The sequence below is a fragment of the Ascidiaceihabitans donghaensis genome (genome assembly GCF_900302465.1).
Classification (GTDB): Bacteria; Pseudomonadota; Alphaproteobacteria; order Rhodobacterales; family Rhodobacteraceae; genus Ascidiaceihabitans; species Ascidiaceihabitans donghaensis.
The window spans coordinates 1,528,985-1,552,861 of record NZ_OMOR01000001.1; the positions used below are offsets into that span (position 1 = coordinate 1,528,985).

Annotated in this window: 25 protein-coding genes and 1 pseudogene; 8 read left to right on the forward strand and 18 right to left on the reverse strand. The window is 54.2% G+C overall.

Features of this window, described 5'->3' with window-relative positions:
* Window position 1: 1 nt before the first annotated feature.
* The 5 genes from ASD8599_RS07620 to purB all read right to left on the reverse strand — a co-directional run bounded on the left by ASD8599_RS07620 (window position 2) and on the right by purB (window position 4,893).
* Window positions 2–901 (reverse strand): lysophospholipid acyltransferase family protein, encoded by a 900-nt coding sequence (locus tag ASD8599_RS07620; RefSeq protein ID WP_108827972.1) that lies wholly within the window; start codon window positions 899–901, stop codon window positions 2–4.
* Between the two features lie 128 nt (window positions 902–1,029).
* Window positions 1,030–2,109, reverse strand: coding sequence for a flagellar motor switch protein FliG (locus tag ASD8599_RS07625; protein WP_306418873.1), 1,080 nt, complete (start codon window positions 2,107–2,109; stop codon window positions 1,030–1,032).
* A 97-nt stretch (window positions 2,110–2,206) separates the two neighbouring features.
* Window positions 2,207–2,752, reverse strand: coding sequence for a tetratricopeptide repeat protein (locus ASD8599_RS07630; RefSeq protein WP_108827973.1), 546 nt, complete (start codon window positions 2,750–2,752; stop codon window positions 2,207–2,209).
* Window positions 2,753–2,884: 132 nt separating this feature from the next.
* Window positions 2,885–3,313 (reverse strand): hypothetical protein, encoded by a 429-nt coding sequence (locus ASD8599_RS07635; protein ID WP_108827974.1) that lies wholly within the window; start codon window positions 3,311–3,313, stop codon window positions 2,885–2,887.
* Between the two features lie 272 nt (window positions 3,314–3,585).
* Window positions 3,586–4,893 carry an adenylosuccinate lyase gene (purB, locus tag ASD8599_RS07640; protein WP_108827975.1) on the reverse strand — a complete coding sequence of 436 codons (1,308 nt, stop codon included), beginning with the start codon at window positions 4,891–4,893 and terminating at the stop codon, window positions 3,586–3,588.
* Between the two features lie 82 nt (window positions 4,894–4,975).
* On the opposite strand from purB, the gene ASD8599_RS07645 reads away from it, so the two are divergent.
* The 4 genes from ASD8599_RS07645 to ASD8599_RS07660 all read left to right on the forward strand — a co-directional run bounded on the left by ASD8599_RS07645 (window position 4,976) and on the right by ASD8599_RS07660 (window position 7,639).
* Window positions 4,976–5,317 carry a hypothetical protein gene (locus tag ASD8599_RS07645; RefSeq protein ID WP_108827976.1) on the forward strand — a complete coding sequence of 114 codons (342 nt, stop codon included), beginning with the start codon at window positions 4,976–4,978 and terminating at the stop codon, window positions 5,315–5,317.
* Window positions 5,314–5,715, forward strand: a complete 402-nt coding sequence (locus ASD8599_RS07650; RefSeq protein WP_108827977.1) for a DUF6314 family protein — start codon at window positions 5,314–5,316, stop codon at window positions 5,713–5,715. Before ASD8599_RS07645 ends, ASD8599_RS07650 begins: the two co-directional genes overlap by 4 nt.
* A gap of 72 nt (window positions 5,716–5,787) precedes the next feature.
* Complete coding sequence (locus ASD8599_RS07655; protein ID WP_108830065.1) at window positions 5,788–6,387, forward strand: biotin transporter BioY; 600 nt, start codon at window positions 5,788–5,790, stop codon at window positions 6,385–6,387.
* Window positions 6,388–6,634: 247 nt separating this feature from the next.
* Window positions 6,635–7,639 carry an ETX/MTX2 family pore-forming toxin gene (locus tag ASD8599_RS07660; protein WP_181364433.1) on the forward strand — a complete coding sequence of 335 codons (1,005 nt, stop codon included), beginning with the start codon at window positions 6,635–6,637 and terminating at the stop codon, window positions 7,637–7,639.
* A gap of 24 nt (window positions 7,640–7,663) precedes the next feature.
* Here the strand turns inward: ASD8599_RS07660 and ASD8599_RS07665 are convergent, their stop codons facing one another.
* Window positions 7,664–8,881: a bifunctional alpha/beta hydrolase/OsmC family protein gene (locus ASD8599_RS07665; protein ID WP_108827979.1), complete on the reverse strand. Its 1,218-nt coding sequence runs from the start codon at window positions 8,879–8,881 to the stop codon at window positions 7,664–7,666.
* Window positions 8,882–9,401: 520 nt separating this feature from the next.
* Between ASD8599_RS07665 and ASD8599_RS07670 the strand changes: the two genes are divergently transcribed.
* Entirely contained in the window at window positions 9,402–10,445 is a 1,044-nt protein-coding gene (locus ASD8599_RS07670; protein ID WP_108827980.1) for a DUF262 domain-containing protein, read from the forward strand.
* Window positions 10,442–11,110, forward strand: a complete 669-nt coding sequence (locus ASD8599_RS07675) for a HEPN domain-containing protein (protein ID WP_108827981.1) — start codon at window positions 10,442–10,444, stop codon at window positions 11,108–11,110. Before ASD8599_RS07670 ends, ASD8599_RS07675 begins: the two co-directional genes overlap by 4 nt.
* A 400-nt stretch (window positions 11,111–11,510) precedes the next feature.
* Here the strand turns inward: ASD8599_RS07675 and dddP are convergent, their stop codons facing one another.
* The 5 genes from dddP to ASD8599_RS07700 form a co-directional block, all read right to left on the reverse strand.
* On the reverse strand, window positions 11,511–12,854 hold the full coding sequence (dddP, locus tag ASD8599_RS07680) for a dimethylsulfonioproprionate lyase DddP (RefSeq protein ID WP_108827982.1): 1,344 nt from the start codon (window positions 12,852–12,854) through the stop codon (window positions 11,511–11,513).
* An 80-nt stretch (window positions 12,855–12,934) separates the two neighbouring features.
* A complete protein-coding gene (locus tag ASD8599_RS20555) occupies window positions 12,935–13,072 on the reverse strand; it encodes a type II secretion system protein GspG (RefSeq protein WP_108830066.1) in 138 nt (45 codons plus the stop codon).
* A gap of 119 nt (window positions 13,073–13,191) precedes the next feature.
* Window positions 13,192–13,401 carry a type II secretion system GspH family protein gene (locus tag ASD8599_RS07690; protein WP_108827983.1) on the reverse strand — a complete coding sequence of 70 codons (210 nt, stop codon included), beginning with the start codon at window positions 13,399–13,401 and terminating at the stop codon, window positions 13,192–13,194.
* Between the two features lie 334 nt (window positions 13,402–13,735).
* Entirely contained in the window at window positions 13,736–14,299 is a 564-nt protein-coding gene (locus ASD8599_RS07695; RefSeq protein WP_146188198.1) for a hypothetical protein, read from the reverse strand.
* Window positions 14,299–15,471, reverse strand: coding sequence for an RHS repeat domain-containing protein (locus ASD8599_RS07700; protein ID WP_108827985.1), 1,173 nt, complete (start codon window positions 15,469–15,471; stop codon window positions 14,299–14,301). Before ASD8599_RS07700 ends, ASD8599_RS07695 begins: the two co-directional genes overlap by 1 nt.
* Before the next feature lie 70 nt (window positions 15,472–15,541).
* Here ASD8599_RS07700 and ASD8599_RS07705 point away from each other — a divergent pair, with 70 nt between their 5' ends.
* The gene (locus ASD8599_RS07705; protein WP_108827986.1) at window positions 15,542–16,285 is read left to right on the forward strand and encodes a heme-dependent oxidative N-demethylase family protein; all 744 of its coding nucleotides are present in this window, start codon (window positions 15,542–15,544) and stop codon (window positions 16,283–16,285) included.
* A gap of 28 nt (window positions 16,286–16,313) precedes the next feature.
* Here ASD8599_RS07705 and ASD8599_RS07710 read toward each other — a convergent pair whose 3' ends face one another.
* From ASD8599_RS07710 to ASD8599_RS20265, 5 genes and pseudogenes are all read right to left on the reverse strand, one after another.
* A complete protein-coding gene (locus ASD8599_RS07710; RefSeq protein ID WP_108827987.1) occupies window positions 16,314–16,757 on the reverse strand; it encodes a glyoxalase superfamily protein in 444 nt (147 codons plus the stop codon).
* 275 nt (window positions 16,758–17,032) lie between these two features.
* A complete protein-coding gene (locus tag ASD8599_RS07715) occupies window positions 17,033–18,052 on the reverse strand; it encodes a hypothetical protein (RefSeq protein ID WP_146188199.1) in 1,020 nt (339 codons plus the stop codon).
* 251 nt (window positions 18,053–18,303) lie between these two features.
* On the reverse strand, window positions 18,304–19,104 hold the full coding sequence (locus tag ASD8599_RS07720; RefSeq protein WP_108827989.1) for a lytic murein transglycosylase: 801 nt from the start codon (window positions 19,102–19,104) through the stop codon (window positions 18,304–18,306).
* Between the two features lie 58 nt (window positions 19,105–19,162).
* Window positions 19,163–19,507 (reverse strand): annotated as a pseudogene (locus tag ASD8599_RS07725) (M10 family metallopeptidase C-terminal domain-containing protein); the annotation flags it as partial.
* Between the two features lie 72 nt (window positions 19,508–19,579).
* Window positions 19,580–19,738, reverse strand: a complete 159-nt coding sequence (locus ASD8599_RS20265; RefSeq protein ID WP_181364435.1) for a hypothetical protein — start codon at window positions 19,736–19,738, stop codon at window positions 19,580–19,582.
* 21 nt (window positions 19,739–19,759) lie between these two features.
* On the opposite strand from ASD8599_RS20265, the gene ASD8599_RS07730 reads away from it, so the two are divergent.
* Complete coding sequence (locus tag ASD8599_RS07730; RefSeq protein WP_146188200.1) at window positions 19,760–20,002, forward strand: hypothetical protein; 243 nt, start codon at window positions 19,760–19,762, stop codon at window positions 20,000–20,002.
* Between the two features lie 130 nt (window positions 20,003–20,132).
* On the opposite strand, the gene ASD8599_RS07735 is transcribed toward ASD8599_RS07730, so the two are convergent.
* Together ASD8599_RS07735 and ASD8599_RS07740 are read right to left on the reverse strand one after the other, a co-directional pair.
* A complete protein-coding gene (locus ASD8599_RS07735; RefSeq protein WP_108827992.1) occupies window positions 20,133–21,740 on the reverse strand; it encodes a calcium-binding protein in 1,608 nt (535 codons plus the stop codon).
* Between the two features lie 201 nt (window positions 21,741–21,941).
* The gene (locus ASD8599_RS07740; protein ID WP_108827993.1) at window positions 21,942–23,750 is read right to left on the reverse strand and encodes a calcium-binding protein; all 1,809 of its coding nucleotides are present in this window, start codon (window positions 23,748–23,750) and stop codon (window positions 21,942–21,944) included.
* Between the last annotated feature and the right edge of the window lie 127 nt (window positions 23,751–23,877).

A 23,877-nucleotide genomic window follows, 5' to 3' on the forward strand; every position in this document is an offset into this window, starting at 1 on the left:
TCTAAATCTGATCAGGACGCCAACGGCGCGGCACCCAAAACCATTGTTCGGGGTTGGTCCGTATGCGCGCCGAAATGCTGTCATTCATGGCTTGTGTCATCGTCAGCGCGTCGCTGTGCGGAATTGGCGCTTCCAGCGTGGTTTCAAATCCCAACCCGTCGTCCTGTCGTATTCCGTAAAACGGAATGAGTGCTGCATCAAAGCGCAAAGCAAGATCTGCCGCGGATGTGGCTGTGCGGGCAGGTGCGCCTAGAAAGTCCATAACAGGGGCGTGAAACACGTGCTGATCAAACAGCAACACCAACTGTCCGCCAGCTTTCAAATGACGCACAAAACCGGCCGTGCCTTTGCGGCCTTGGGGGAAAACCGGCCCGCCAAAGGCCTCCATGGTTTTTACGTAATGCGCATTGAAATAGGGATTGGACATGTCGCGGTACAGCCCACCAATGGCAAAACCCTGACTGACAAGGGCCGCGCGTGTCGCCTCGTAATTGCCAAAATGCCCCGTAACAAGAATGACAGGCCGGTCGGCGTCCCGGGCCTCTTTGAGGGCATGAAATCCGGGTCCAGTTATCTCGTGATCGTGCATGCGCGACAGCATGTCTTTAGTGGAATAGTTTTCGATCAGGGTGCGCCCAAAGTTGTTTAAACAGGCGGATGCCAAGGATTTCCGTTCTCCTTGGGACATGTCCGGGTAGATGTGTGCGATATGCTGCATCGCGCGACTTCGAAACCCCGCAACCGGTCCCAGAACGCTTGAAAAAAACGTACCCACCCAGCGTACGCGCACGGCGTAGGGCAGCATCAATGCCAAACGGATCAATCCGTAAACAACGGCATTCGTGGCAAACAGCACCGCCCGTTTGCCCAAAGGTAAAGTCTGTTTTGGGTTTTTCGCCATGACCTGCTATTGCGTGACAACAGGGCACAGCGCCCTGAGGGTCAGAGATAGCTTGCCACATGCGCAATCACAAGCGACGGCGTCTATGCGCTGGTCTTGAATGCATGGGCCACGGACGGTTTTGCGTCTTATTCTTCGTCCTCGTCTGGTGAAATAAGCAACAGATCACCCGAGGCCTCAAGCGCACGAATGGTTGCAACGATATTGCTCATTGCGGCTTCAACGTCTGCAGGTTTTTGTTTTCCAGCTTCTTCGATTTCTTCGCGCAATTGGTCCGCCATACGCCCGGACATGTTTTCGAGGATAAAGTCGGCTGACGCCTTCATGCCCGCGGCTTCAGCACCTCCCAACGCTGCGATCAGATCGGCTTGATCAATGTCACGCAATACCCGTGGCAAATCGCGCGGCGCAATGCGTTCTGCGATGTTGCCAAAAGTGAAAATGGCTTTGCGCACGGCATTGGCGAACCCTTCGTCGCGTTCATCCAAACCTTCTAGAACATCATCGCGCGTCACAGATGTCGAGGAATTCAGAATGGCGCCAACCCTGTCTACGGGATCTTCATCAAATGCGCGCAACGGCAATGCGGACAACTGATCAGCAATTGAGCGCCCGATGCGATCCACAGCGTCAGGTGTTACAGCACCCGTCTGCGACACCGCAAACGTGATCTGGCGGGCGCGGGGCCCAGGCAATTTACCAAGGATTTCTGCGGCTTTTGTCACATCCAACTTTGACAGTAAAACTGCTGCGACTTCGATGCTTTCTTCTTGCATAACCGGCACTAGGCGTTCGCTGCCAACATCCTTGATACGCACCCATGGGTCGCCTGTTTCACGCACGTTGGCCTCTTTGGCCAGGCGGGCTGCGGTTTTGGGGCTGATTTTGCCATCCAATGCGCTTAACGCACCGGCAATACCACCGGGGAAACTTAGCCCGATGCGTTCGACTTCTTCTGCAAATTCCTGAACAACATGTTGAAGGGTGTCACGGTCAACGACCCGCATCTGTCCCATCTGTTTTGTCAGCTGTTCTTGAAGTTCTTCTGGAAGGTCTTCCAGCGGAATGTCGGCGCCTTCATTCAGAAGCAACCGCACAACGATTGCGGCTTTTGCCTTGCGGCTTAGCGTTAAATCCGGTTTGCCGGGGGCAGGGGTGCCACCAAGGGGCGACATATCGCCCATTGGAGCCATTGGAAGAAAATCCATAAGCGGCCTCAATTGGAGTTTGTTCCAATCTAGGCCGCAATAGATGAAGATTTCCTGAAATCAGAACTGGTTTTCAGCTCCGATTTCAGGATCAGGATCAGTGATTGTACGTCAGGCCTGTTTCGATGGCTTGGCGCAAAGACGCTTCGGCCCATGTGCCTTCGCCACCGCGCGCCTGAATTTCCCGCAACTGGGCGATGGCACCAATTTTGTCGCCTTGATCCAGCATGCCCTGCGCCATGTAAGACCGTGCCAGAATGTTTCCGGGATTTTTATCAATGGCGTCTTGATAAAAGACCATGGCGACATCGATGTTGCCCATTTTGCGTTCTGTGAACCCTTTATAGGTCAGAACGCGGTCATCATTCTGGTCGGACATCGCGGCCAAGACGCCTTGGGCGTCCATGTAGCGGCCTGCATAGGCCAGTTCGCGTACCGCGTCATACAGGCCATTGTCATCAAGTGAACTTTTCTTCGGGCGCACGCAGCGTTGTTTCTTCTCATCCCAGACCCGAACGCCTTTGCAGTCTTTACTGGTTTTCGTGGGCTTTGGCGCTGTCTCGTTGCCACCACCTGCAGCGTAGAGGGGCGTTGTTACGCTCATTGGAAGGGTCAAAGCTGCTGCAATCAAAAAGGTCCGCATGTGTGTTCTCCTCAAGGGTCTTGTTGTGACGATACTTCAATAACCCCGAACCGTGCGACTTTATTCGGTGTGGGTGATGAAAAAGTGACTTTTTGCAAAATTAGGGTGGAAAGGAGCGATGGCAATGCACGGCTACAAGGTTTTGGCCTGTGCGTTCTGCGTATCCTTTAATTTGTCCAGATCGATGTTCAAATAGGTCGCGGCGTCAGAAACGGATCTGAAGATTTCGACATGCATCAGGGGTTTGCCGGAGGTGAGTGCTGAAAACATACGCGCCAGCCCATAACCCAACCCGGTGGGTGCGCTGATTGCGACAGACATCGGGGTGTCGGGGGCTGCGAAGGTGCGTTCATAAAACCCGTTTAAGGCAAACACGTCCCGAAACGTGGCCTTTGCATCCTTAAGATCGGACAAATCGACCAACATTCTATTTTTGGAATCAAAGTCGGGGTCAAGGCTATAACGCGTGGCAAGCGCCATCAATTCGGCCAATTCGGTTTTGCCCCAGATGCTGACAAACTTCAGCTGGAATTGTGGGTATATGTGATACCGAGCAGGCAAACTGGTCCCCTGAAAACACGTGCACTAGATGTATGAGTGTACGGGGCGGTCAGATATTTATCCACTAACCCACGGTAGTAGTTCCGCTTTTTCTTGGACAGGTTGCATGTGCTTTTGAGAATTAGGTTACCATTATCCAATATTCAGGCGTGCAAACGAAAACCGCCCACCCAGCTGGTGTGGGCAGGCGGTTTGTTGAATTGACGTGTGATTCTTCCCCCAAGTCGGGAAAATTCAAAGATGCTTAAGGCAGCACCTTGTACGTCCGGGGCCTAAATGTCGCCGAACACACGGGCAAAGATCGTGTCGACGTGTTTGGTGTGGTAGCCCATGTCGAATTTTTCGTTAATCTCGTCGACAGACAAAGCCTTGCACACATCTTCATCCGCCAGCAGCTCTTCGCGGAAATCGGTACGGTGTTCCCATACTTTCAATGCATTGCGCTGCACCATGGAATAGGCGTCTTCGCGGCTGACGCCGGCTTGGGTCAGGGCCAACAACACGCGCTGCGACATCACCAAACCCGGGAATTTGTTCATATTATCAAGCATGTTCTGCGGGAAGATGATCATCTTGTCGATGACGCTGGTCATGCGGGCCAGCGCAAAATCCAGCGTGATCGTCGCATCCGGTCCAATGTTGCGCTCAACCGAGCTGTGCGAGATATCGCGTTCGTGCCACAGGGCCACGTTTTCAAGCGCGGGGATGACTGTCATGCGCACCAGACGGGCCAGACCTGTCAGGTTTTCGGTCAGCACGGGGTTCTTTTTGTGTGGCATAGCGCTTGAGCCCTTTTGGCCCATGGAAAAGAACTCTGCGCCTTCCAACACTTCGGTGCGCTGCATGTGGCGCACTTCGATGGCGATGTTTTCGATAGAGGACGATACAACACCAAGCGCTGCAAAGAAGGCGGCATGACGGTCGCGGGGGATAACTTGGGTGGAAATAGGTTCGGGTTTCAGGCCCAAAGCCGCGCAGACATGGTCTTCGACTTGCGGGTCAACGTTGGCAAATGTGCCAACAGCACCGGAAATAGCGCCAGTGGCAATTTCGGCGCGGGCTGTGTGCATACGGGCCAGATTGCGGTCCATTTCAGCGTAAAAACGTGCGAATGTCAGGCCCATGGTTGTGGGTTCGGCGTGGATGCCGTGGCTGCGGCCGACGCGCAATGTGTCTTTGTGTTCAATCGCGCGACGTTTCAGGGCGCCCATCAATCCTTCGACACCTGCGATCAGAATGTCTGCGGCCCGCACAAGCTGCACGTTGAAACACGTGTCCAGCACGTCGGAAGATGTCATGCCTTGGTGTACAAAACGCGCTTCGTCGGCGCCCACGTGTTCGGCAAGGTGTGTAAGAAATGCAATGACGTCATGTTTGGTAACGGCTTCGATTTCGTCGATGCGTGCCACGTCGAATTCGACGTCTTTGGCTTTCCACACAGCGTCCGCGTTTTCGCGGGGGATGGTGCCCATGTCGGCCATGGCTTCACAGGCGTGGGCCTCAATCTCGTACCAGATTTTGAACTTGGTTTCAGGGGACCAAATGGCAACCATTTCGGGACGGGAATAGCGAGGGATCATAGGCGCACCTTTTTGTGACTTTCCGGCAGTTCGAGGGCGTCATAGACTGATGGGCGGGAAACGACAACCAAGGGACGATGCGATGACACGCTTTGCCACACTCGCTTTGATGATTTTGCCCATGTCCGGTCAGGCAGAAGGGATCTGGACCACGATGACAGGGACCGAAATCAACGCAGCACTGACGGACCGCACATTGGTATATGCCGAGGCCAGCCAGACGTTTTATGCGTCGGGCAAGACGCTTTACAATCAGGGCGGGCGCGAAAGCTGGGGCAGCTGGCGTGTGGACAACAATCAATATTGCTCCGAATGGCCGCCACAAGGGCTTTGGGCATGTTATCACATGGATCGCTCTGGCGAAAAGCTGCGTTTTATCGGTGAAGGCGACGATATCACAGTCGGGACCTACACAGGCGAATGATCAAACGCACACTTGACGATTTTCAAGGGCGCTGGCGGCTGACCCGCGCCATTGCACATGACACAGGGCAGACCGCGCGGTTCACGGGCTTGGCGGCATGGCAACCGCATGACGGTGGGTTGATATACACCGAGATCGGGCGCCTTGAAATTCCGGGCCAGCCGTCGATGTCAGCAGAACGCAAATACGTGTGGGACAGGGACTTGCGCGTGTATTTCGACGATGGGCGGTTCTTTCACCAAGTGCCCGAAACCGGCGGGCCAACTGAACATTGGTGTGATCCGGACCAATACGATGTGGTCTATGACTTTTCCCAATGGCCACGTTGGTCGTGTGTCTGGGACGTGCGCGGCCCGCGTAAATCCTATCAAATGCGATCAGACTACGAACAGCTTTGATTATGCGCTTGCAGAAAGTGTTTCTGCGCGGCAGAAAATGCACACTGATTTCAAATTGAGGAGTGCATGCAGATGAATTCTGCCATCAATAACAAAGTGCTGAGCGATGTCTTGGGCGCGAATGACGGGGCACTTCGCCTTGCAAAACAAGCGGTTCTGGTCTTGGCGGGTATCCTGCTTTTGGCCGTTGCAGCAAAAATCAAAGTGCCGATGTGGCCTGTGCCGATCACAATGGGCACTTTCGCAGTTCTTAGCATTGGCGCGGCGTATGGTGCGCGTTTGGGTCTTGTGACCATCATCGGCTACATGATCGTCGGCGCACTTGGCTTTGACGTGTTTGCAGGTTCCTCTGCGCAAGCCTACGGGTTTGAATATATGATGGGCGGCACAGGCGGCTATCTGGTGGGTTATGTGTTGGCGACCGTCCTTTTGGGCAGCTTGGCCCGTCAGGGCTGGGACCGTTCTGCTCCCAAAATGGCGCTGGCGATGCTGCTGGGCAACGTGTTGATCTATGTGCCGGGCCTGCTGTGGTTGGGCACACTTTATGGCTGGGACAAACCAATTCTGGCTTGGGGGCTCACGCCGTTTCTTGTGGGCGATTTGGTCAAGCTGGCTTTGGCCGCAGCACTGTTTCCAATGATCTGGAAACTGGTGTCTCGCGCCCGCGACTAAGTTTTTACACCAAGCGATGAATTGGGCGTGTGCATCCACTTTGCACGCGCCCATTTTATTATTCAATCATGGAATGTGGCCCCAAAAATTTGAAGCAAAGCTTCACAATTCAATTGCTTCATTGTATGAGTATTTCCACGAGGGGTTGAATTTCCAACCCGACACCGACCACTTTTTTTCACGACCTTTTCCAAAGCCTGCAAAGTATTTTCCTTGCAGATTTCACATTTTTATTAGGGATTTTCAGATGACTGCCGAAACAATTGCGCAAGAACGCGTATACAATAAACCCGACCAAGTAACCAATCGATTGGGTGCAACCGGCCAGCACAATTGGCATCAACGCTCGGCGGAGTATGTTCAGGCCATCGTTTTCTATACCCTGAAAAGCAACAATACTTTTTGCGGCATGGTGATCCAATTCAACAATGGTGTTCAAAGCCATGTTGGAGAAACCAGTTCCGGTGTCGCCAACTATGCATCCCTGACCTTTACCAATGACAGCATCCGCCAAATCCAGGTGCGTGTGGTGTCGAATGTAGTTGTGGCGATGTATGTCCAAACCACCAAAGGCAACGAATATATCACCCCCGGAAATGAGGCACCAACAACCGCGGATGATTGGCAGATCGTCACGGGCAAGGAAGACGACATTCCCCCTCAGGACATGATCCTGACGGCAATCAGTTCCAGTCAAACCGACAACCAGATCACCAGCATCAAGTTCTACTACAAAACGGATGTTGTTTTGTATCAGGCTGTGACCGACGTAGTATACGACGCGTGGAATGTTCCACAGCTTACGACGCTGGACGGGGTTTCGACCAGCACAGCCGTCAACAACACCTCCGAAGCCCAAACGATGGTTATCACCTTCTCGGAGTCATTAAGCGAAAGTCTGTCGCTTGATTTTACAGCCGGTGTCAAAGTTGGCAGCACAGTAAAGGGCAGTGTGGGCATTCCGTTGGTGGCGAATGGTGAAGTCTCCGCAAGTGTCGAGACCAGCGTCGAATTTCACGTGGGCGGTGTCATCACCAACACCAAAGGGTTCGATTTCCAATCGCGCGTTGTGGTGGATGGCAACCAAACCGTGGTGGCGCGCATGTCCGTGACGTCTTACCGGTTTACCGGCAATTTCACGTCCCAAATCTCGGATGTGTTTGCACATGCGGGGCCTGTGTCACGCACAGCAACAGGAACGGCGGTGTTTGTGTCGGGGCACGACGCGCAAGTCACGTTTGACTACCTGTAAGCGAACGGTGGCAGGGCTTGCGCCTTAGGGGGCAAGCTCTGTGATCACATCAGAACTGCGTTCCAATGTTCTGTGCACCGGGCATTTGTCCGCAATTTCCAAAAGCTTCTGACGCTGATCCTGACTGAGATTTCCCGTTAGGGTAATCCGCCGGTTCCACACATCCACCTTGCTACCTGCGCCACCCGTATCGGCATCTTGTGCGTGGACTTTGTCGTGTTTCACATCGACGCTGACATGATCCAACGGCCATCCTTTGCGGCGTGCATACATGCGGATGGTCATGGAGGTACATGCGCCAAGACCTGCGGACAAAAAGCCATACGGCGACATGCCTTTGTTGGTGCCACCATATGCCAGCGGCTCGTCCGCAAGAACGTGGTGGACGGGGCCTGCATGGATGTCTTGCAGGAAGCCTTTTGTGTCGGCTTCACAGGTTCTGACGATGCCTTCAGGTGCGCCGATGGGCGGGGCAGGGTGCTTTAGTTTCAGATACTTAGTCGCCCAAGTGGTGATGACATCGGCGGCGTATTCAGCGTCTTCGGCGCGGGTGATCAGGTGGTCGGCGTCGTCTAGGGTGACGAAGGATTTCGGGTGCTTGGCGGTGGTGAAAATCTGGGCGGCATTGTCGATAGAGACGATGTTGTCTTGGGGCGCGTGCATAACGAGCAACGCGGCCTTCATGCTGCTAACGCTTTGATTTAAATTGGCTTCTGACACGTCCTGCACAAAGGTTTTGCCAATGGTGAAGGGGCGGCCGCCAAGGGAGACCTCGGCCTCGCCGCGTTGTGCGATTTCGGGGAGGCTGTCGGCGAAATTGTGAATCACGTGGCCGGGATCGAAGGGCGCGCCGAGGGTGGCGACGGCTTTGATGCCTTCGATTTCACTGGCGGCTTTGAGCACAGCAGCACCGCCCAAAGAGTGGCCAATAAGCAGACTGGGGGGCATGTTTTCGCCTTGTAAATAAGCGGCAGCGGCGGCGAGATCGTCGACGTTTGAGGTGAAAGAGGTGTTGGCGAATTCACCTTCGGAATGGCCTAAGCCTGTGAAATCAAAACGTAAAACGGCGATGCCTGCACCGGCCAGACGAGCAGCGATGCGGCGTGCAGCGGGAATGTCTTTGCCGCAGGTGAAGCAGTGGGCGAAGATGGCAGTCGCCAGATGCGCGCCGGGGGGCATGTCGAGGCGTGCGGCAAGCTGGGTGCCTGCGTGACCGGGGAATGTGATGCGTTTGGTGGGCATTTTGCGTCCTTTGGTTGCCCCTAGTGTGGGGGGCGCGGCGCGGTTTGTGAAGGTCTGTGTCAGAGCGTTCACGCAGGCGTTAACGCAGCGCGCGGTGCGGGTCGGGACTCCTATTGTACAAAAGGGGGTGATTTTTGTACGTTTTTTAGTGCTCTGGAGGGTTGTTTTGGGGGTGATTTTGGGGATTTGTACAATTTGGGGGGATTTCTGTACGTTTTGGAGGGTTTTGGGGCGTTAACGGGTTGGTAGGAATTGGGGGGCGTTAAGGTTTGGCGGGAGGGGTTAGGTATTTGTTAGGGAAGGGCGGAGAGCTGCCGTTCGCTGCGGGTACAAAAATGGCCTGCTCCATCTCAGCTTTTGGGATAAACGGACCGAGTTCGGTACAAAAGCCCTTTGTCAAATTGTAACCAGCCTTATGAGACTTGCTCAAAATCAGAGGTCAAGACGCATCGCAAACGACAGCTTCAAGTTGTGGGTCACATGGGCTATCTTGCCTTTTAACATCAGCTAGGAAGCTATTATGAAATACGCTGCAGCACTATCAGAAATACAAACAGAGCGGCGCACGGTCGGATTCGACACATATGACATAACGATCAGGCAGTTGGTCGATATGGTCGAGGAAAAGGCCATCCACATTTCGCCTGACTATCAAAGGAAATTTGTTTGGGATGCGGTTCGACAATCACAACTAATTGAATCCATATATTTAGGCATCCCAGTCCCAAATCTCTTCATGGCAACGAATGAAGACTCGACATGGGATGTCATCGACGGGCTACAAAGGATAACCACAATACTACGATTTGTATCCCCGATGCTTTCGTCAATTGAGGGCGAAACCGTGCCAGCGTTGAGGCTCAAAGGTCTAGAAAAAACGCCTTCTTTGAATGGCGCAACTTTCGAAGACCTGCCCAGTAATCTGAAGTTAAACTTCATGACTCGCCCCATGCGGATCACTGTCTTAAATGACAATAGTGACTTTCAAGTACGCTTTGATCTCTTCGAAAGACTCAATACAGGCGGGATTGTCCTCCATGAACAAGAAATTCGCAATTGTGTATTCCAAGGGCCGTTCAATGATTTTCTTAAGAACTGCGCCATGAACGTGGATTTCACCTCTGTCATCAGACGCTCTGACAAGACTGGGCGCGGCAACGTTGAAGAATTGGCACTCAAGTTTTTTGCCTACCTTGAGGATAGAGAGTCCTTCAAGCATTCCGTGAAGGACTTCTTAAATGAATACATGGAAAAAAAAGCCGAAAAATTCGCTAATAAGCAAGAGCTGCAACAAATATTCAGTCAAACTTTTTCTGCAATTCACGCGGCGTTGCCTCAGGGCATCGTGAGATCAAATAGACCGAACTCAACGCCACTAGTATTGTTTGAGGCCATCACCGTCGGGGTAGCTGATATGCTGCGCTCTGATCTGCAAATAGACGCGAAAAAACTTAACGACCTCTTGGATGATGAGCAACTAAAAGGCCTTACGACGGGAGCAACGAACAGTCCGCCAAAGTTGTATGCAAGAATTGATTTTGTTAGTGAGAATGCGCATCAATGAGCTTTGCAACTGCTGAGGCGGAAACAAGGGAACGCTTCGGCGAGTCTAGAACACTACTTGCTGAACTAAGGCGGGGTGCGCCGCCGCCACTCCAACCATTGTCACAGTTGCAAAAGGCTCAACGCGGTCTCTGGCTAGTGTCTTTATATGCAGCGGTAGAAAGATCCGTAAACGCATCGGTAGAGGCCGCACTTAATGAGATTTCAGCCGAAGAAATAAAGAGCGCCGATGCGATTTCCTCAATTCATTGCATCTTTCACTTCCCCAAGGTGCAATCATTACACTCGTGCGGACGAGGTTCGATTTTTGACAAATCAATCGCTCTTCTTGAAGCATCATCTGGTGACGACATTCTCCGAACCATCGACAACCCCCTGGCTCCAAGCCTCCAGAATGTAGATAGTAAGACAATGCACTGGGTCCTCGGCCTATTTGGCGCTTCGGCTATGGCAGCCTCTCCGGCAGCACAAGGACGAACTAATACACTTCGAGAGAGACGTAATGCAGTTGCTCATGGCAGGGAAAGTGCGGCCAACGTCGGCGAGCGATATACGATTACAGAACTTGAAAACATGTATAATGCCGGTGACGAAGTCGTCGCGGCTTTTTCATCAGCACTTAAAGATCATTGCACTTCTAAGAGCTACCTTCGCATCACAGCTTAAGAAACGCTGCGCTGCAGCGTTGGTAAGCTCGGTGAACGACAGCAATGGGCCGTCAGCCACCCATCAACTCCTATTCGCCCGTGACCCCGTCACGGGCCGCGCCCGATCCTCCCATCACGCCAAAGGCGTGTCTTCGACACGACGAGGGCGCACTTTGTGCTTCCTTGGCTGTCGCCAGCTGCGCCCTGAAAAGGTCCACTGGACCTTTTGCAAGACGGTCTTCGCCCCAGGCTCGGGCACGGCCCTTTGTTGTGCGTGAGGGGGCGTGGGGTGGTGCGTCGGGACGCACCTTATGGGGATGTGTGGCAGGTTGAGGTATAGGTTAGCGTGGGGCTTTGTTTGCCGGATTGGATGGGGTGTGGTGCGTCGAGACGCACCTTACGGGATGTTTGTGTGGGCGTTAGGTTTGTCCCATGAGGTCAGCGTCGAACGGGTAGGTCGTCAGGTTCTCGTACCCGTCTTCGGTGATCAGCACTTGGTCTTCTAGCTTGATCGTGAAATCTCCACCCACGGCCCCCACAGCCGCTTCCACACAGAGCACCATGCCGGCCTCAAGCGGGTGGTCGAAGGCGCCCGGCACGGCTTTGTCGGGGTAGGCCACAAGGGGCCATTCATCGCAGAGCCCGACGCCGTGCATCAAGCAGCCGTATTTTTGCGCTTGGAACTGGTCGTCCAGCACATGGGTGTTCGCGGTCAGCTCGGGGATGGTGACTCCCGGCCTTAACATTTCCATGTTGGTCATGATGTGTTCATGGGCGTGCTGCATGGCGTAGATCATGTCGGGGCGGGGTTTTTCGTCGCCGATCCACCATGAGCGCGAGATGTCGATGCAGATGCCGTAGCTGCCGATGAGGTCGGTGTCGAACGAGATGATTTCGTTTGCCTGTGTGATCCGTGGTCCGCATTCCTGGAACCACGGGTTGGTGCGTGGCCCTGAAGCGAGCAGGCGGGTTTCGATCCATTCGCCGCCGCGTTTGATGTTCTCAGAATGTAGGATCGCCCAGATGTCGTCCTCGGATGTTTTGCCATCTCCGACATTTGCGCGGGCGAAGTCCTCCATCGCACGCACGGAGGTTTCGCAGGCGTGGTTGGCGCAGCGCATGGCGCGGATTTCGTCGGGGCCTTTGATGGCGCGGGCTTTTTCGGTGACTTCTTCGCCGTCCATGATCTCGTAGCCTTGCGCCTCAAGCGCTTTGGCCCCGTGCAGCATGATTTTGTCGACGGCCAGACGTGTGTTGGTGCCGGAATGCTCTTGCAGAAGTTGGCGTACCTCGTTGGAGAATTCGTCCGCCGAGACGTCGATTTTGTCGCCCGAGGCGAAGTAGAACATCGACGCGCCGCCGCGGACCTCTTTGACGAGCGGGTTGAAGGAGGAGAGGAAGGGGGCGTTTTTATAGTCCCAGATGACCATGTAGCCGTCTGCGCACAGCAGCACCGCGCGGAAGGGGTTGTGCGTGTTCCAAAGCTGCATGTTGGTGCTGTCGGTGGCGTAGCGGATGTTGAGGGGGTCGAACATCAGCAGGCCTGCGTAGCCGCGATCCTGAATGTGTTGGGTGAGGCGCGCGTGGCGGTACTGGCGCATTGTATCGAGGTTGGGGAGGGTGAGTCCGGCGGCGTCCCATTCTTTGAATGCCAGTTGGGTGGGGCCGATTTCGATGCGGTTGGCGTCGTTGGGGGTGCCATCGCCAAGGGTGCTTCCGCGTGTGGGGTCGATCTTGCGGGTGTCGCGGTGGTGTTGGTTCATGATGGCCTCCCTTTGGTCCACGGTTGCGCGGATTTGGGGGGACGGGTTGCCGGTTTGCGACGTTTGGGGGCGTTTTTGGGTTAGGTTTGGGCGGAGAAACTGCCGTTTTCTGTGGGGAAAGTGGAGCGGATGGGGTGGCCCCATGGGTCTTGGATGTCGTCGGCGTCGTCGATGTAGGGACCGTTCCAGTTGCTGGCGGCGGTGGGTTGGGTGAGCAGGCCGCTGAGGCCGTCGGTTTCAGAGGGCTATTGGCCGACGTCGAGGTAATAGAGCTGCAAAGCGCCTTTGATGTTGGTGAGTTGGATTTCTGCGGCTTTGGATACAGAGCTTTTTGAAATCAAAATAGGGTCAAATCGCGCTTTTCGCGTTTGAGGCGTAGCCGAAAGGCAGCGAAAAGAGTGGCTGGCTTTTCAAAAAACACGATGGCGCGACCAAAGCTGCCCATCACGCGTGGGGCGACCAGGGCTGCGACCATGGTGATGATGGCGAGGGCCACCATGACTTTCAGGAGGGAGATGCCGGAGTCCGGTTCTTGTGTTTTTTTCATCTTGCCAAGGGTTCAGTTAACATTTTGCGTTCACCTGCGTCCGACATACATGGTCTTGTCTCCAAAAAGCAATAAAGGTTGCCAAAGTAACCAATCAACACACGCACGTAGCGCTAATTGTTTTAGCTTATGCTATAGAATATCAGGGTATGTATCAGATTTTGGCACTTGAACCCTGACGCAACCAGCAAGGCCTGTGCCGTTTTAGTGTCTGGTCAAATCTACCGTCTTTTTCAATATGGATCAGTATTAAGCTCACGTCTTTTTTGAATAAGCCAGCTATCTGCACGCAAATAGATGTATAGAACTTGAAAGACAAACAATTAATTTGTGATCAATCGAATTGAAAAGTGACGCTCTTATCGGAAAAAATAGTGTTGAGGTAGTTTGAATTGGCTAAATTCAGCTCCGGCGACTTGGCAACTGCCGAACAGCGCACAGGTTGTATCAATAGGCGTGCCTCAAATTCATCTGTAGATTTAAACGGAATAGGTACTCTTCGGTTTAGAGATTGCCCAGACGCGTCAAAATAGTCATTTTTCGATATTAATGCTGATACCACCATAGATGTATCACGCCGCAAGACCGTGATGGAAATTTCAGCTTTCAGTGTTTCGTCTATCTCTAAAACCCCGTAGGGAAAATCGCTTTCTGCGTCAAATGGAGTATCCAGCCTCACGACTTCGCGCTTATCGGCAACTCTGACCAAAGAAATTCCCTGAGGGTTTAAAATGCAAATGGGTGATAATCCGGTGTAGGTGAGATTTGCTGATAATTGAAAGCTACCATTGGACTGCTTTTGCAAAGTTGTGCTTGTAGATTCCAAATTTTGAACGTTGTTAGAAAGACCGCAACTTACCAGAAAAAGAAAAAAACCTACCAAAAGTAAACGTGACATTAACAGCCTCCAACTGCAGAATTTGGATGATCGTTTACGGTTGTTCCATGCTTATTCGCTTTATTGATGCCTAAACGACCGTAAAACTCCGAATAGAAAACACCATCTATTTTGCGCGAACCAGTTCGAGGTTTCAACTGCCCAGTCATTACATCACTTGAACCAAACGCAAGGTGGGAGATTTCATGTCCAATAATCTTACCGTTGGCAGCTTTTTTCCCAAAGTAGCTATCGTTGAAATAGACGACATCTTCTTTCTGATTTGGATTCACAAATGACTTAGCTTTGCTTGGTAGTGATGATCGACTAGCATGTGAAAACAACGCTCCATAGCAATAGTCACCCAAAATTTCACGGGCCTTGCGGTTATCGGATATGGTTGTTCTTATTTGTTCAATCGTTACATCTTTAGGTTCCACGTAGAAGCGCCTAGCTACATGCCTTCGAGCGAATTTTTCACGATTGTTAAGCTCTTTACCTTTCATCATTTTAGCTTCAACGGAGGTCAACTCCGCGTGTCTCGAATCTAAATCTTGTCTCTCGTGTTCTGCGTCGGCTTTGCCCTCTTCTTCCTGCTCAGGATTGAGAGATCCATCATACCTTTCATTTCCCCCCGGATCCATGAAATTCACTGGGTCATTCGCCGAATACGAATACCTGTTCGTCCCGACCCCGGCCATCGTCACCTCAAACCAATCCGGTTGGGTGAACAGCCCTAGCTCAGGATCGTAGTACCGTGCATTCAAATACTGCAGCCCGGCGCCTGCGTCGTGCCGCTCTCCGATCCAGCCGATGGTTTCTTGTGCTTTGCTGGCCGCCAGAACGCTTTCGTTTTCCTCGCCAAAGGGTTTGTAGGTCGAGCGTTCCTCGATTGCTTGGCTTTCATCTGCGATCATGCGAACTGAGTTCAAGTGGTCGCGGAACAGGTAGCTGACCTCGGGCGGACGATTATCGTTGGCGAACTTGAGACGCACGTTTTCATGGGGATAGGCCAGCACGACCTCATACATACCCGGGTCACGGATTTCCACGCCACCGACATAGAGCGTTGTGCTTTGCGGCTGCGTGCCGATCTGTTCCAGTTTCTTCAACCGCGTGCCATCCGCGCCGTAGACGTAGCCCGAGGCGTTCACCCCAAGCGCGACCGAGGGCGGGCGGTTTTCGCCGCTCAACGGTCATGGTCTTGCTATTCAGCCCCAATGTCATGTTGCTTTCGATGGTGCAGAGTGTGAAGGATCGGGTATGAACATTCCTATCCTTCAAACCCACCTTCCTTCTGACATGCGCACATCGCGTCGTTTGCCGGGGATTCAGCCCTTGATTGACGGCGATTGGCTGCGCGTTGATGAGGCTTATGCGGGGCAGATGGCGGAGCGGGGGCGGTTGATGGTGCAGCACCATGACGCTGTGCATTGGCTCGATCCGGAGGCTTTGCCTGCGGCGCAAGAGCTGTTGGAGACCACCTTGGCGCAGCTTTCCGACCTTGGGTTTGAGGTTGAAGGGGATCATGTCACCACGCCGGACGGGCGTAAGGTGTGCGTGTCGCACACCATGCCCTTGCTGAGTTTGGGCGCGTTGGTGCAGGAAGATTTTTGCCTTTTGCAGAAGAGAGGCAATGAGCACGTCTTAACGGGCGCGATCCTGTGTTTTCCCGCGTCTTGGCGGCTTGCGGAAAAGGTGGGGCGGCCCCTGACGGCCATTCACGATCCGGTGCCAGAGTATGACGGCAACTTGGCGGCGCGCGTGCAGCGGATGTTTGACGGGGTCAAGGTCGGTCGCCCGCTTTGGCGGTTCAACCAGCTTTGGTATGATGATCCCAGCCTGCATCAACCGCGATCGGTCGTGTCTCCGCGCGAGATACGGGAGGGGCCGGGAGAGGCGCAGTATTATCGGTCTGAAAGGCAGTGCATTTTCCGCCTGCCTGAAACACAAGCTGTGGTGTTTTCTATCCACACATATGTTCTGGATAGGGCTAGTGTTGCGTAAGGTGGGGTTAACCCCACCTTACATCGTTTCACCACGCATCCAGCACCATGTGGGGCTGTCCGTTTGATGTCTTTTGGGCCGTGTGCCCTTGGGGCCCGATTGTCGCACTGACTTGCTTTCGCAGACCCGTGAAGTGCTGGCTTTCCACCACATCGACAGCGTCGTCAAACACCACTGTTAGACGCCAAAAACCCGCGGATGCCATTTGTGCGGCTTTCACAGTGCCTTGGAACGCGTGTCCCAGATAAAGCCCGGAAATGCGTTCACCAGGTGTGAAACTGCGTTGCAAAGTATCCGGGGCTTTTGCGTGCAAAGTGTTCCAGTCCCGCGCGCCCCATTGATGCGCAATCGCTTCCAGCGCTTGGGCGTGGGTTGTGGGTTTGCCTTGGGCTGTCAGATCGCTGCGCAGGCGTTTGGCTTGCGCTTTCAGTGTGGCCCGCGTTGGCAAGGCTAATGTACGTTTTTGTTCCATGTCGTTCTCCGAATTCATGTCGCGCGGAGGTATCTTCGGGTGTTCGCATTGCCGATGTCCTTTGGCGACGTAAGGTCGGGAAGGATCATTTCACCTGTGCTTCACCATGGTTGCGAACGGCAGGGGCACAGGACCCTAGCCGCTCAGTTAGGCGCTGTTCCGCTTTTTTGCAAGTCTTGCAATCGAAGCCGTGTCCAAAGTGCCACGCCCATCGGGAACATGCTTGTCCGTCACACGCAGACAGGGGGTAAGCGTCCGGTGTAGGCGCTGTTTATTCACTGACTTGCAGGTCGCACACCGATCCACGGGCTATTTCGTTGCTCTCGGATGACCGCCGTCCACCTGTCGGCACCAGAGTTGCACCAGTTTACAATTGCCGGATCGATTGGCTTGTCGATGTAATCGATGTGTTTTCCTGTCGCTAGATCAATACGTTCCAGTTGGGTCGCCGGGAGTTGCTTTGAGATAGCGTCTCCCAGACTGGCAAGTGCATCACGCTTGAACTGGTCTTCTTTTGGGAAGCTCGCGCTTAAGCTCAGGGCATCCGTGGCAAGCGCAATCTCAATTGGCATGTTGCGTTCGCCGGGCACGAAGAGTGTCTGACCCAGCTCTTCTTCCGCTTGGCGTAGTTGGCTTGTGTATTTAGGGGCCGGATATTGCCAACTTGAGAAAGCGATTGAGACTTGAAGCTGATTTGACTTAGGCAAGATGCCATCCTCAGGATTTATGTCGATCTCTGTCAGAAGAGACGCGCCGTCGATCAACCAAACATGCAGAGTGTCGATCCGTTCTGGCGTGGTGAGCTTTAGGCTCTGGAGCTTGAACTTGTCGTTCGTTAGGGGCTTCACCAAAAGTGCGTTTGGAAAGGCGGACCACGCTTTTGCAACAATCTTGCGAGCAGTCTCGATGGTGATTGTGTTAAGATGTGCTTTCCAAAATGTGGTCTGTCCTGTCAGATTTGCATAGCGATGTGCGTCTGGATCAGTCTCCTCCGGGATAATACCGTTGACCGTCACTCCGAAGTTCGCGCAAAACTGGGTCAATGACATAGAACCGTCGAATGAGGGGCCGATGTCTGCCTCAAGAATGCAATTGCCGTCGCGCAACGCATCATCGCCCGGTTCATTGCCAACATGAACACGCAGTGAACCCCCGCGATATCGTACATACACATCCAATCCATCATGGGTTTCCCCATAGAACTGAGAGGGGCACGACCCACCACCATGAAGCTTAGGGAGATCAAGACCAAGGGGCGCGGGAAGTTCCGGTGTATGGAAGCCAATCATTTGCATTTTTTGGTACTCCAAGGCAGCAGGTCGCCGACGCGGTTAATCTTGTAATCAGGGATGCGGGCCAGCGTGTCTGCGAGCCATGGTTTTGTCCCGCAGTATCGACGACCCTGCTTTGGCTGAAGAAATCCGAAGTGCCGCCCTGGCGTTAACAGAACAGCTGAATGGATTGGCACAATGAGGGGCAGGGGGCCAGCCCCCGTCCTGCGGACTCCCCCGAAGTATTTCAAGCGAAAGGAAAGAGTGGCGCGGCGTTACCCGTCGATCCTTGCGCCCATAATTGCGATTGCTTTTTGGTAAACAGTCGCCGCGTTCCATTGCTTGATCACTTTGAAGTTGGGTTGTCCTTCCTGATATCCCTTGCCGGGCTTCCAGCCTTTTTGCCGCAAGAAGTTCGCGGTCGAGGCCAGCGCGTCGGTTTGGTTGTAGAAGTCCACACGCCCGTCCCCATTGGCATCCACGCCATATTTTAACGCGTTGCCCGGCAGGAATTGGGTGTGCCCCAGTTCGCCGTGTTTCGCCCCCTTTGTGTTGGCGGTGATTGCCCCTTGATCCACCAGTTTCAGCGCGCCAATGGCGTGGGGTTTGAAAAAGTCCGAGCGGCGGCAATCGTAGGTGAGTGTCGTGATCGCCGAGACCACCGCGCTGTCGCCCATGAACCCGCCAAACCCGGTTTCCATGCCGTGGATCGCTAAAATCACACCTGCTGGCACGCCGTATTGCCGTTCAAGGGCTGCAAAGAAATTCGCATTGCCCGCTTTACGTTTGCGCCCTTGAGACACGATCGTTGTCGCGCCGCGCACTTTCATGAATTTATCGAGCGAGTATTTGAACGACTTCTGGTTGCGATCCGCTTTGATCGTGCCTGTGGCATAGCGTGCAGAAGACAGCGCTGCCAGCCCGCGCTTTTTGACACCTGCCTTTTTGGCGTCACGCGCAAAGTCGGCTTTCCACGCATCAAAGCCCGCGCCTGTGTTGCCACATGTGGCAGCAAGGGCTGTGGTGGCCATCAGGGGCAGGGCGGTCGCGATAAGGGCGGCGCGCAGAATGGTCATGGGGTACTCTCCTGTTACTCTTTTTGACAGGATACCGTTCTGCCACGCCGCGTAAAGCCTAGAGGATGAAATCATCCGGTGTCATGGTTGAGGCACCGTTCATGTTGACCCGCATATCGACCGTGTCGTTGCCATCCACGTCCATCTCGAACCGCAGGCCCGGGAAGGTGGTTTGACAGCGCACCTTGGCTCCTGTGTTTTTGCCGGAAAAGGCGTTGCTGCCGATGAAGGTGAAGCTTTCCAAGGCGGACATGTCGATTTTGTCGATGTTGGATTCAAAATCACGGATGCGGTGGGCCTCGGCCAGTGTTGAAACGATGACGGCTTCGTAGATGAACGTGTCGGCCCCTGAATTGCCGCACAACACATCACGTCCGCCGCCGCCAGTGATCGTGTCGTCATCTGCAGCACCAAAGACTCAGTCATTGCCGCTGCCGCCGTTCAGCAGGTCTACACCTGAGTTGCCTTCCCCACCCTAAATGATGCCTGCCACCAGCCCGTTGCCAGCGGCGAAGCAGACGTCCGACAGGAAGGACAGCGTCAGTTCGCCTCCCATCACGCCTGCGTTGGTCACAAAGGCGCCTGAGGTGCCAATAAATACGTTGCCCGTAATGGTGCCTGTGTTTTCCAGCACCGTAACAAGGGGCCCGCCCCTGTGATGTTGCCTGCATTGTCCACGGCCTCGTTTGATGCGCCGCCAATGATCGCGCCCCCCGTGGCAGAGGCGATTGTGCCTGTGTTGGTGATGCTTACATCATTCGCGCTCGTGCTAAAGATCGCATCGCCGGTGCCCAGCTGCACCAGATCCCTCAGAATGGTGATGCTGCTGTCGTCCGCCCTGTCCACGATGATTGTTATGCCGGACACCACATGGCTGGCCCCGTTGAGCAAAACGTAGTTGTCTCCACTGAATAGGCGAACGTCTGTTGTTTGAGTGCCGGAGATGATTGTGTCGGCTATTGGGTGTTCCTTTCGCGCTGGGCTTTTGTGCGCTGAGTTCTGTAGGATAAAAAAGCGGGCAGGGGTGCTTAGAGGATGAAATCTTCAACTGTCAGCACGCTGATGTTGTTCATATTGACGCGCATGTCGGCGCTTCCGTCACCGTCCACATCAACGTCAAAGCGCAAGCCCGATCCGGTGGTCTGGAACCGCACTTCGGCGCCTGTGCCCGAGAACGCGGCACTGCCGATGAAATCAAAGGTCGCGATCGCGCTAAGGTCGATCAGGTCTTGGCCCGATTGGAAATCACGGATGCGGTCCACGGCGCTTGTGGTGCTGTCGAGCGCGTCTGTGAAGATGAACACATCTTCGCCGCGGTTGCCGCGCATCACGTCCTTGCCCAAGCCTGCGGTGATTTCGTCGTCGCCTGCGCCGCCATTCAGCGTGTCGTTGCCTTCGCCGCCGATCAGCGTGTCATTGCCGTCCCCACCGCGCAGCAGATCCAATTCGTCGCCGCCATCGATGTAATCCGACCCACCATTGCCGCGCAGGTTGTCCGTGCCCTTGCCGCCTAGGATACTGTCTTCGCCTGCGCCGCCAAAGATGTCCTCGTTGCCCGCATCCCCCTCAATCGTGTCGTCGCCGTCACCGCCGCTTATGGTATCCTCGCCTTCGCCACCAAAGATCAGATCGTCCCCTGCCGCGCCGCGTAACACATCGTTGTCGTCGCCGCCGTCGATCTCGTCCGCGCCAATACCGCCGATGATTGTGTCTTCGCCGTCAAAGCCCTCAATGACGCCGGACACAGTCCCACCGCCTGCGTTTGAGAAGAAGTCATCGTCTTCTTCAAGAAAGACGTTGCCCACAATAGATCCGGTGTTGTTGATTACATCGTCGCCGTTTTGGGTAAAGAGATCGCCCAAAATCTGGCCTGAATTGATCAACGTGCCACCGACGGCTGCGGACGTATAGACGTCTCCAGCCAAGGTGCCTGTGTTTGTGATGTTTTCTGACACGGATGCCCCGCTGATCAAGGAGGCGGCGTTGCCAGTGACAGTGCCTGTGTTGACGAACTGTACGTTTTCAACAAAGCTATTAAAGGCCACTGTCGCTGTCAGATGATTGCCCGCGATCAGGTTGGAATTTTGCACGCTGATGATTGTGCCGGTGTTGGTGAAGTCTGCATTCACGATGCTTTCAAACACAAAACCCGGCCCTTCGCCGACGGTCACCGTGCCGCTGTTGGCGGCTTGCACATCCACGATGGTTTGAAATTCGAACCCGCGCCCTTGCATGGCCGTTGTGGTGCCTGCGTTGTTGAACCGAAACTCTGAGCCGTCTTGCAAATAGGTGCTGCCTGTCGCCAGAACCCCGAAAAAGCTGAGGTTTGTGTTGGTGGTGATTGTGGCGTCGTTGCCGATGCTCAACGACACTTCAAAATCCCATTCCCCAAGGCTGGATGAGTAGTCGATGCGAAAGGCGTTGGACCCTGCGAACCCGTCGCCGTTCATGATCATGTCAAAATCATCAAGCCCGGTCACATCCAGCAAACTGCCATCTGCCGCCAGAGTGACATTTTCAAAGACGATCACCTCGTCGCCTGTGCCAACGGTCAAGTTTGGGCTGCCTAAGCTATTAATGATTTCGCCGCCGATGCTTGTGTTGGTTTGGTCTGTGGTGATGAAGCGTAATGTCATTGGAACAATCCCCCCGGAAGTTTGACGACGTTTGACGCCAAATATTTGTCATTAATCTGTTGATTAAAGACGGTTGCATTTTTGGCTGGCAAGAAAAAGTCAGGGAAACCTGACTAAGCGATCAGGATTTCTAGGGTGGGTTGTGGTCCGCGCCAAATCCTTGGTTTTTGGCGCGGAATGAGGCGCTTGTCCGGTTGCCAACTACAGGATGAAATCATCCACCGTCATGGTACTGACGTTGTTCATGTTTACGCGCATGTCGACCGTGCCGTTGCCATCCACGTCCATCTCGAACCGCAATCCGCTGGATGTGGTTTGGAAACGCACTTCGGCCTGCGTGCCGGAAAATGCGTTGTCACCGACGAAGACGAAATCCTCGACCTCTGACAGGTCGATCCGGTCCAGCCCTTGTTCAAAGTCGCGGATACGGTCGGCGTTTGCTGTCGTTGAGTCCGTGGCCGCAAGGTAAACAAACGTATCGGCCCCCGCGCCGCCCCGCATCACATCGCGTGCAGCGCCGCCAATCAGCAGGTCTTCGCCTGTGCCGCCAAACAGTTTGTCGCTCCCACCGCCGCCTGTCAGAGTGTCATTGCCCGCTTCGCCGCGCAGCAGATCGTCGTTGTTGTTGCCAAACAGGGAGTCATCGCCGATGCCCCCAAACACAAAGTCGTTGCCATCGCCGCCAGACAGGAAATCGGCCCCGGCACCACCGTAAAGGATGTCGACGTCCGCGCCGCCGCTGATATCGTCATTGCCTGTGTTGCCAAAGATCGTGTCGTTGCCTGCGTCCCCCAGCAAGGTGTCATCGCCGGAATTGCCGGTGATGGAATCCGCGCCGATCCCGCCATCTACATCGTCATTGCCGGAGCCGCCGCGCAGTTCGTCGTCGCCGTTGTCCCCTGTGATCGTGTCGTCGCCACTGCCGCCTGCGACCGTGTCGTTGTCGTCGCGACCTGCCAAAAGGTCATCGCCAGCCCCGCCTGCGATGCTGTCGTTGCCATCCCCCCCATCAAAACGATCATCGAAGGTGGAACCGGTGATTGTGTCGTTGCCGAGCCCGCCCAAGACCTCACCGGTGACAATTGCCGCGCCTGTTCCAACATAGAGGTCGTTGCCGGAAAACAATGACACATTGCCATCAATCAGCCCGGAATTGCGGACAGTGGACACCAAAACAGCGCCAGAAAATACGATGTCCCCGCTGATCGTTCCAGAGTTGATCACGGTGTCGTCGCCCGTATCGGAAAAGTCACCCATTTCGATATCGCCGGTAATTGAGCCGGAGTTGCGCAAGACGTCTACGCCGCGCTCAAAATCCATGTCGCCTGTGATTGTGCCGGAATTGGTAAAGTCGTCCGTGCCACGCGAGCCGCGGAAGGCGTCACCGCCGACCACTGAAATGCTGCCCGAGTTGTTGATGGTTGCACTGAGGGTTTGGGCAAACTGGGCCTCGATGCCGAATTCCTGACCCACGATGTTGCCATTGTTGTTCAGCTCGAAATTCGTGCCAGCAAACTTGATCGCGCTTTCACCAATGATTGTGCCGTCATTGACGAGGCGATTGTTGTCGCCGTCCATGATGATGGTTTCGATCGTGGTGGTGCCCGACCCGAAAGTGCTGCTGATCAGCCCTGCGTTATAGATTTCGTTGTTGGCGCCATCCAGCCGGATTGCCTCGCCACCGACAATTTCACCGTAGTTTGTGATGCTGTTGAAATCACCGTCCAGATCAATCGCGCGATACAGTGGGGATGTTTGAACCTTGCCGGTTTGGCCGATAAAAATGCTGACCTCGTCAATGACCGTGGAATCCGTTATGGCACTGCCGCCAAGGTCCATAATGGTGCCGTTTACGACAAGGAAACGTGACTCATCACTGCCGTTTATGACGACGGCGCTGGTTGCGCTGGTGGAATAATGCAAGATGCCTTCGGCCAGGAAATACGTATCATTCTCTGTGCCAAGTATTTGGTTTGTGCTGGTGTTGGTCGTTAAAATGACGTCTGCCATGGGTTTGGTCCTATTGCTTTTGTGGCGCAAGGCAGATGCCTGTTTTGCCCTGTTGGATGTGCGCCGTGGGCGTGATCCGCAGCGCGAGACGGTGGCCGATGTTCAAGCCGGAATCTGTGTTCGAGGG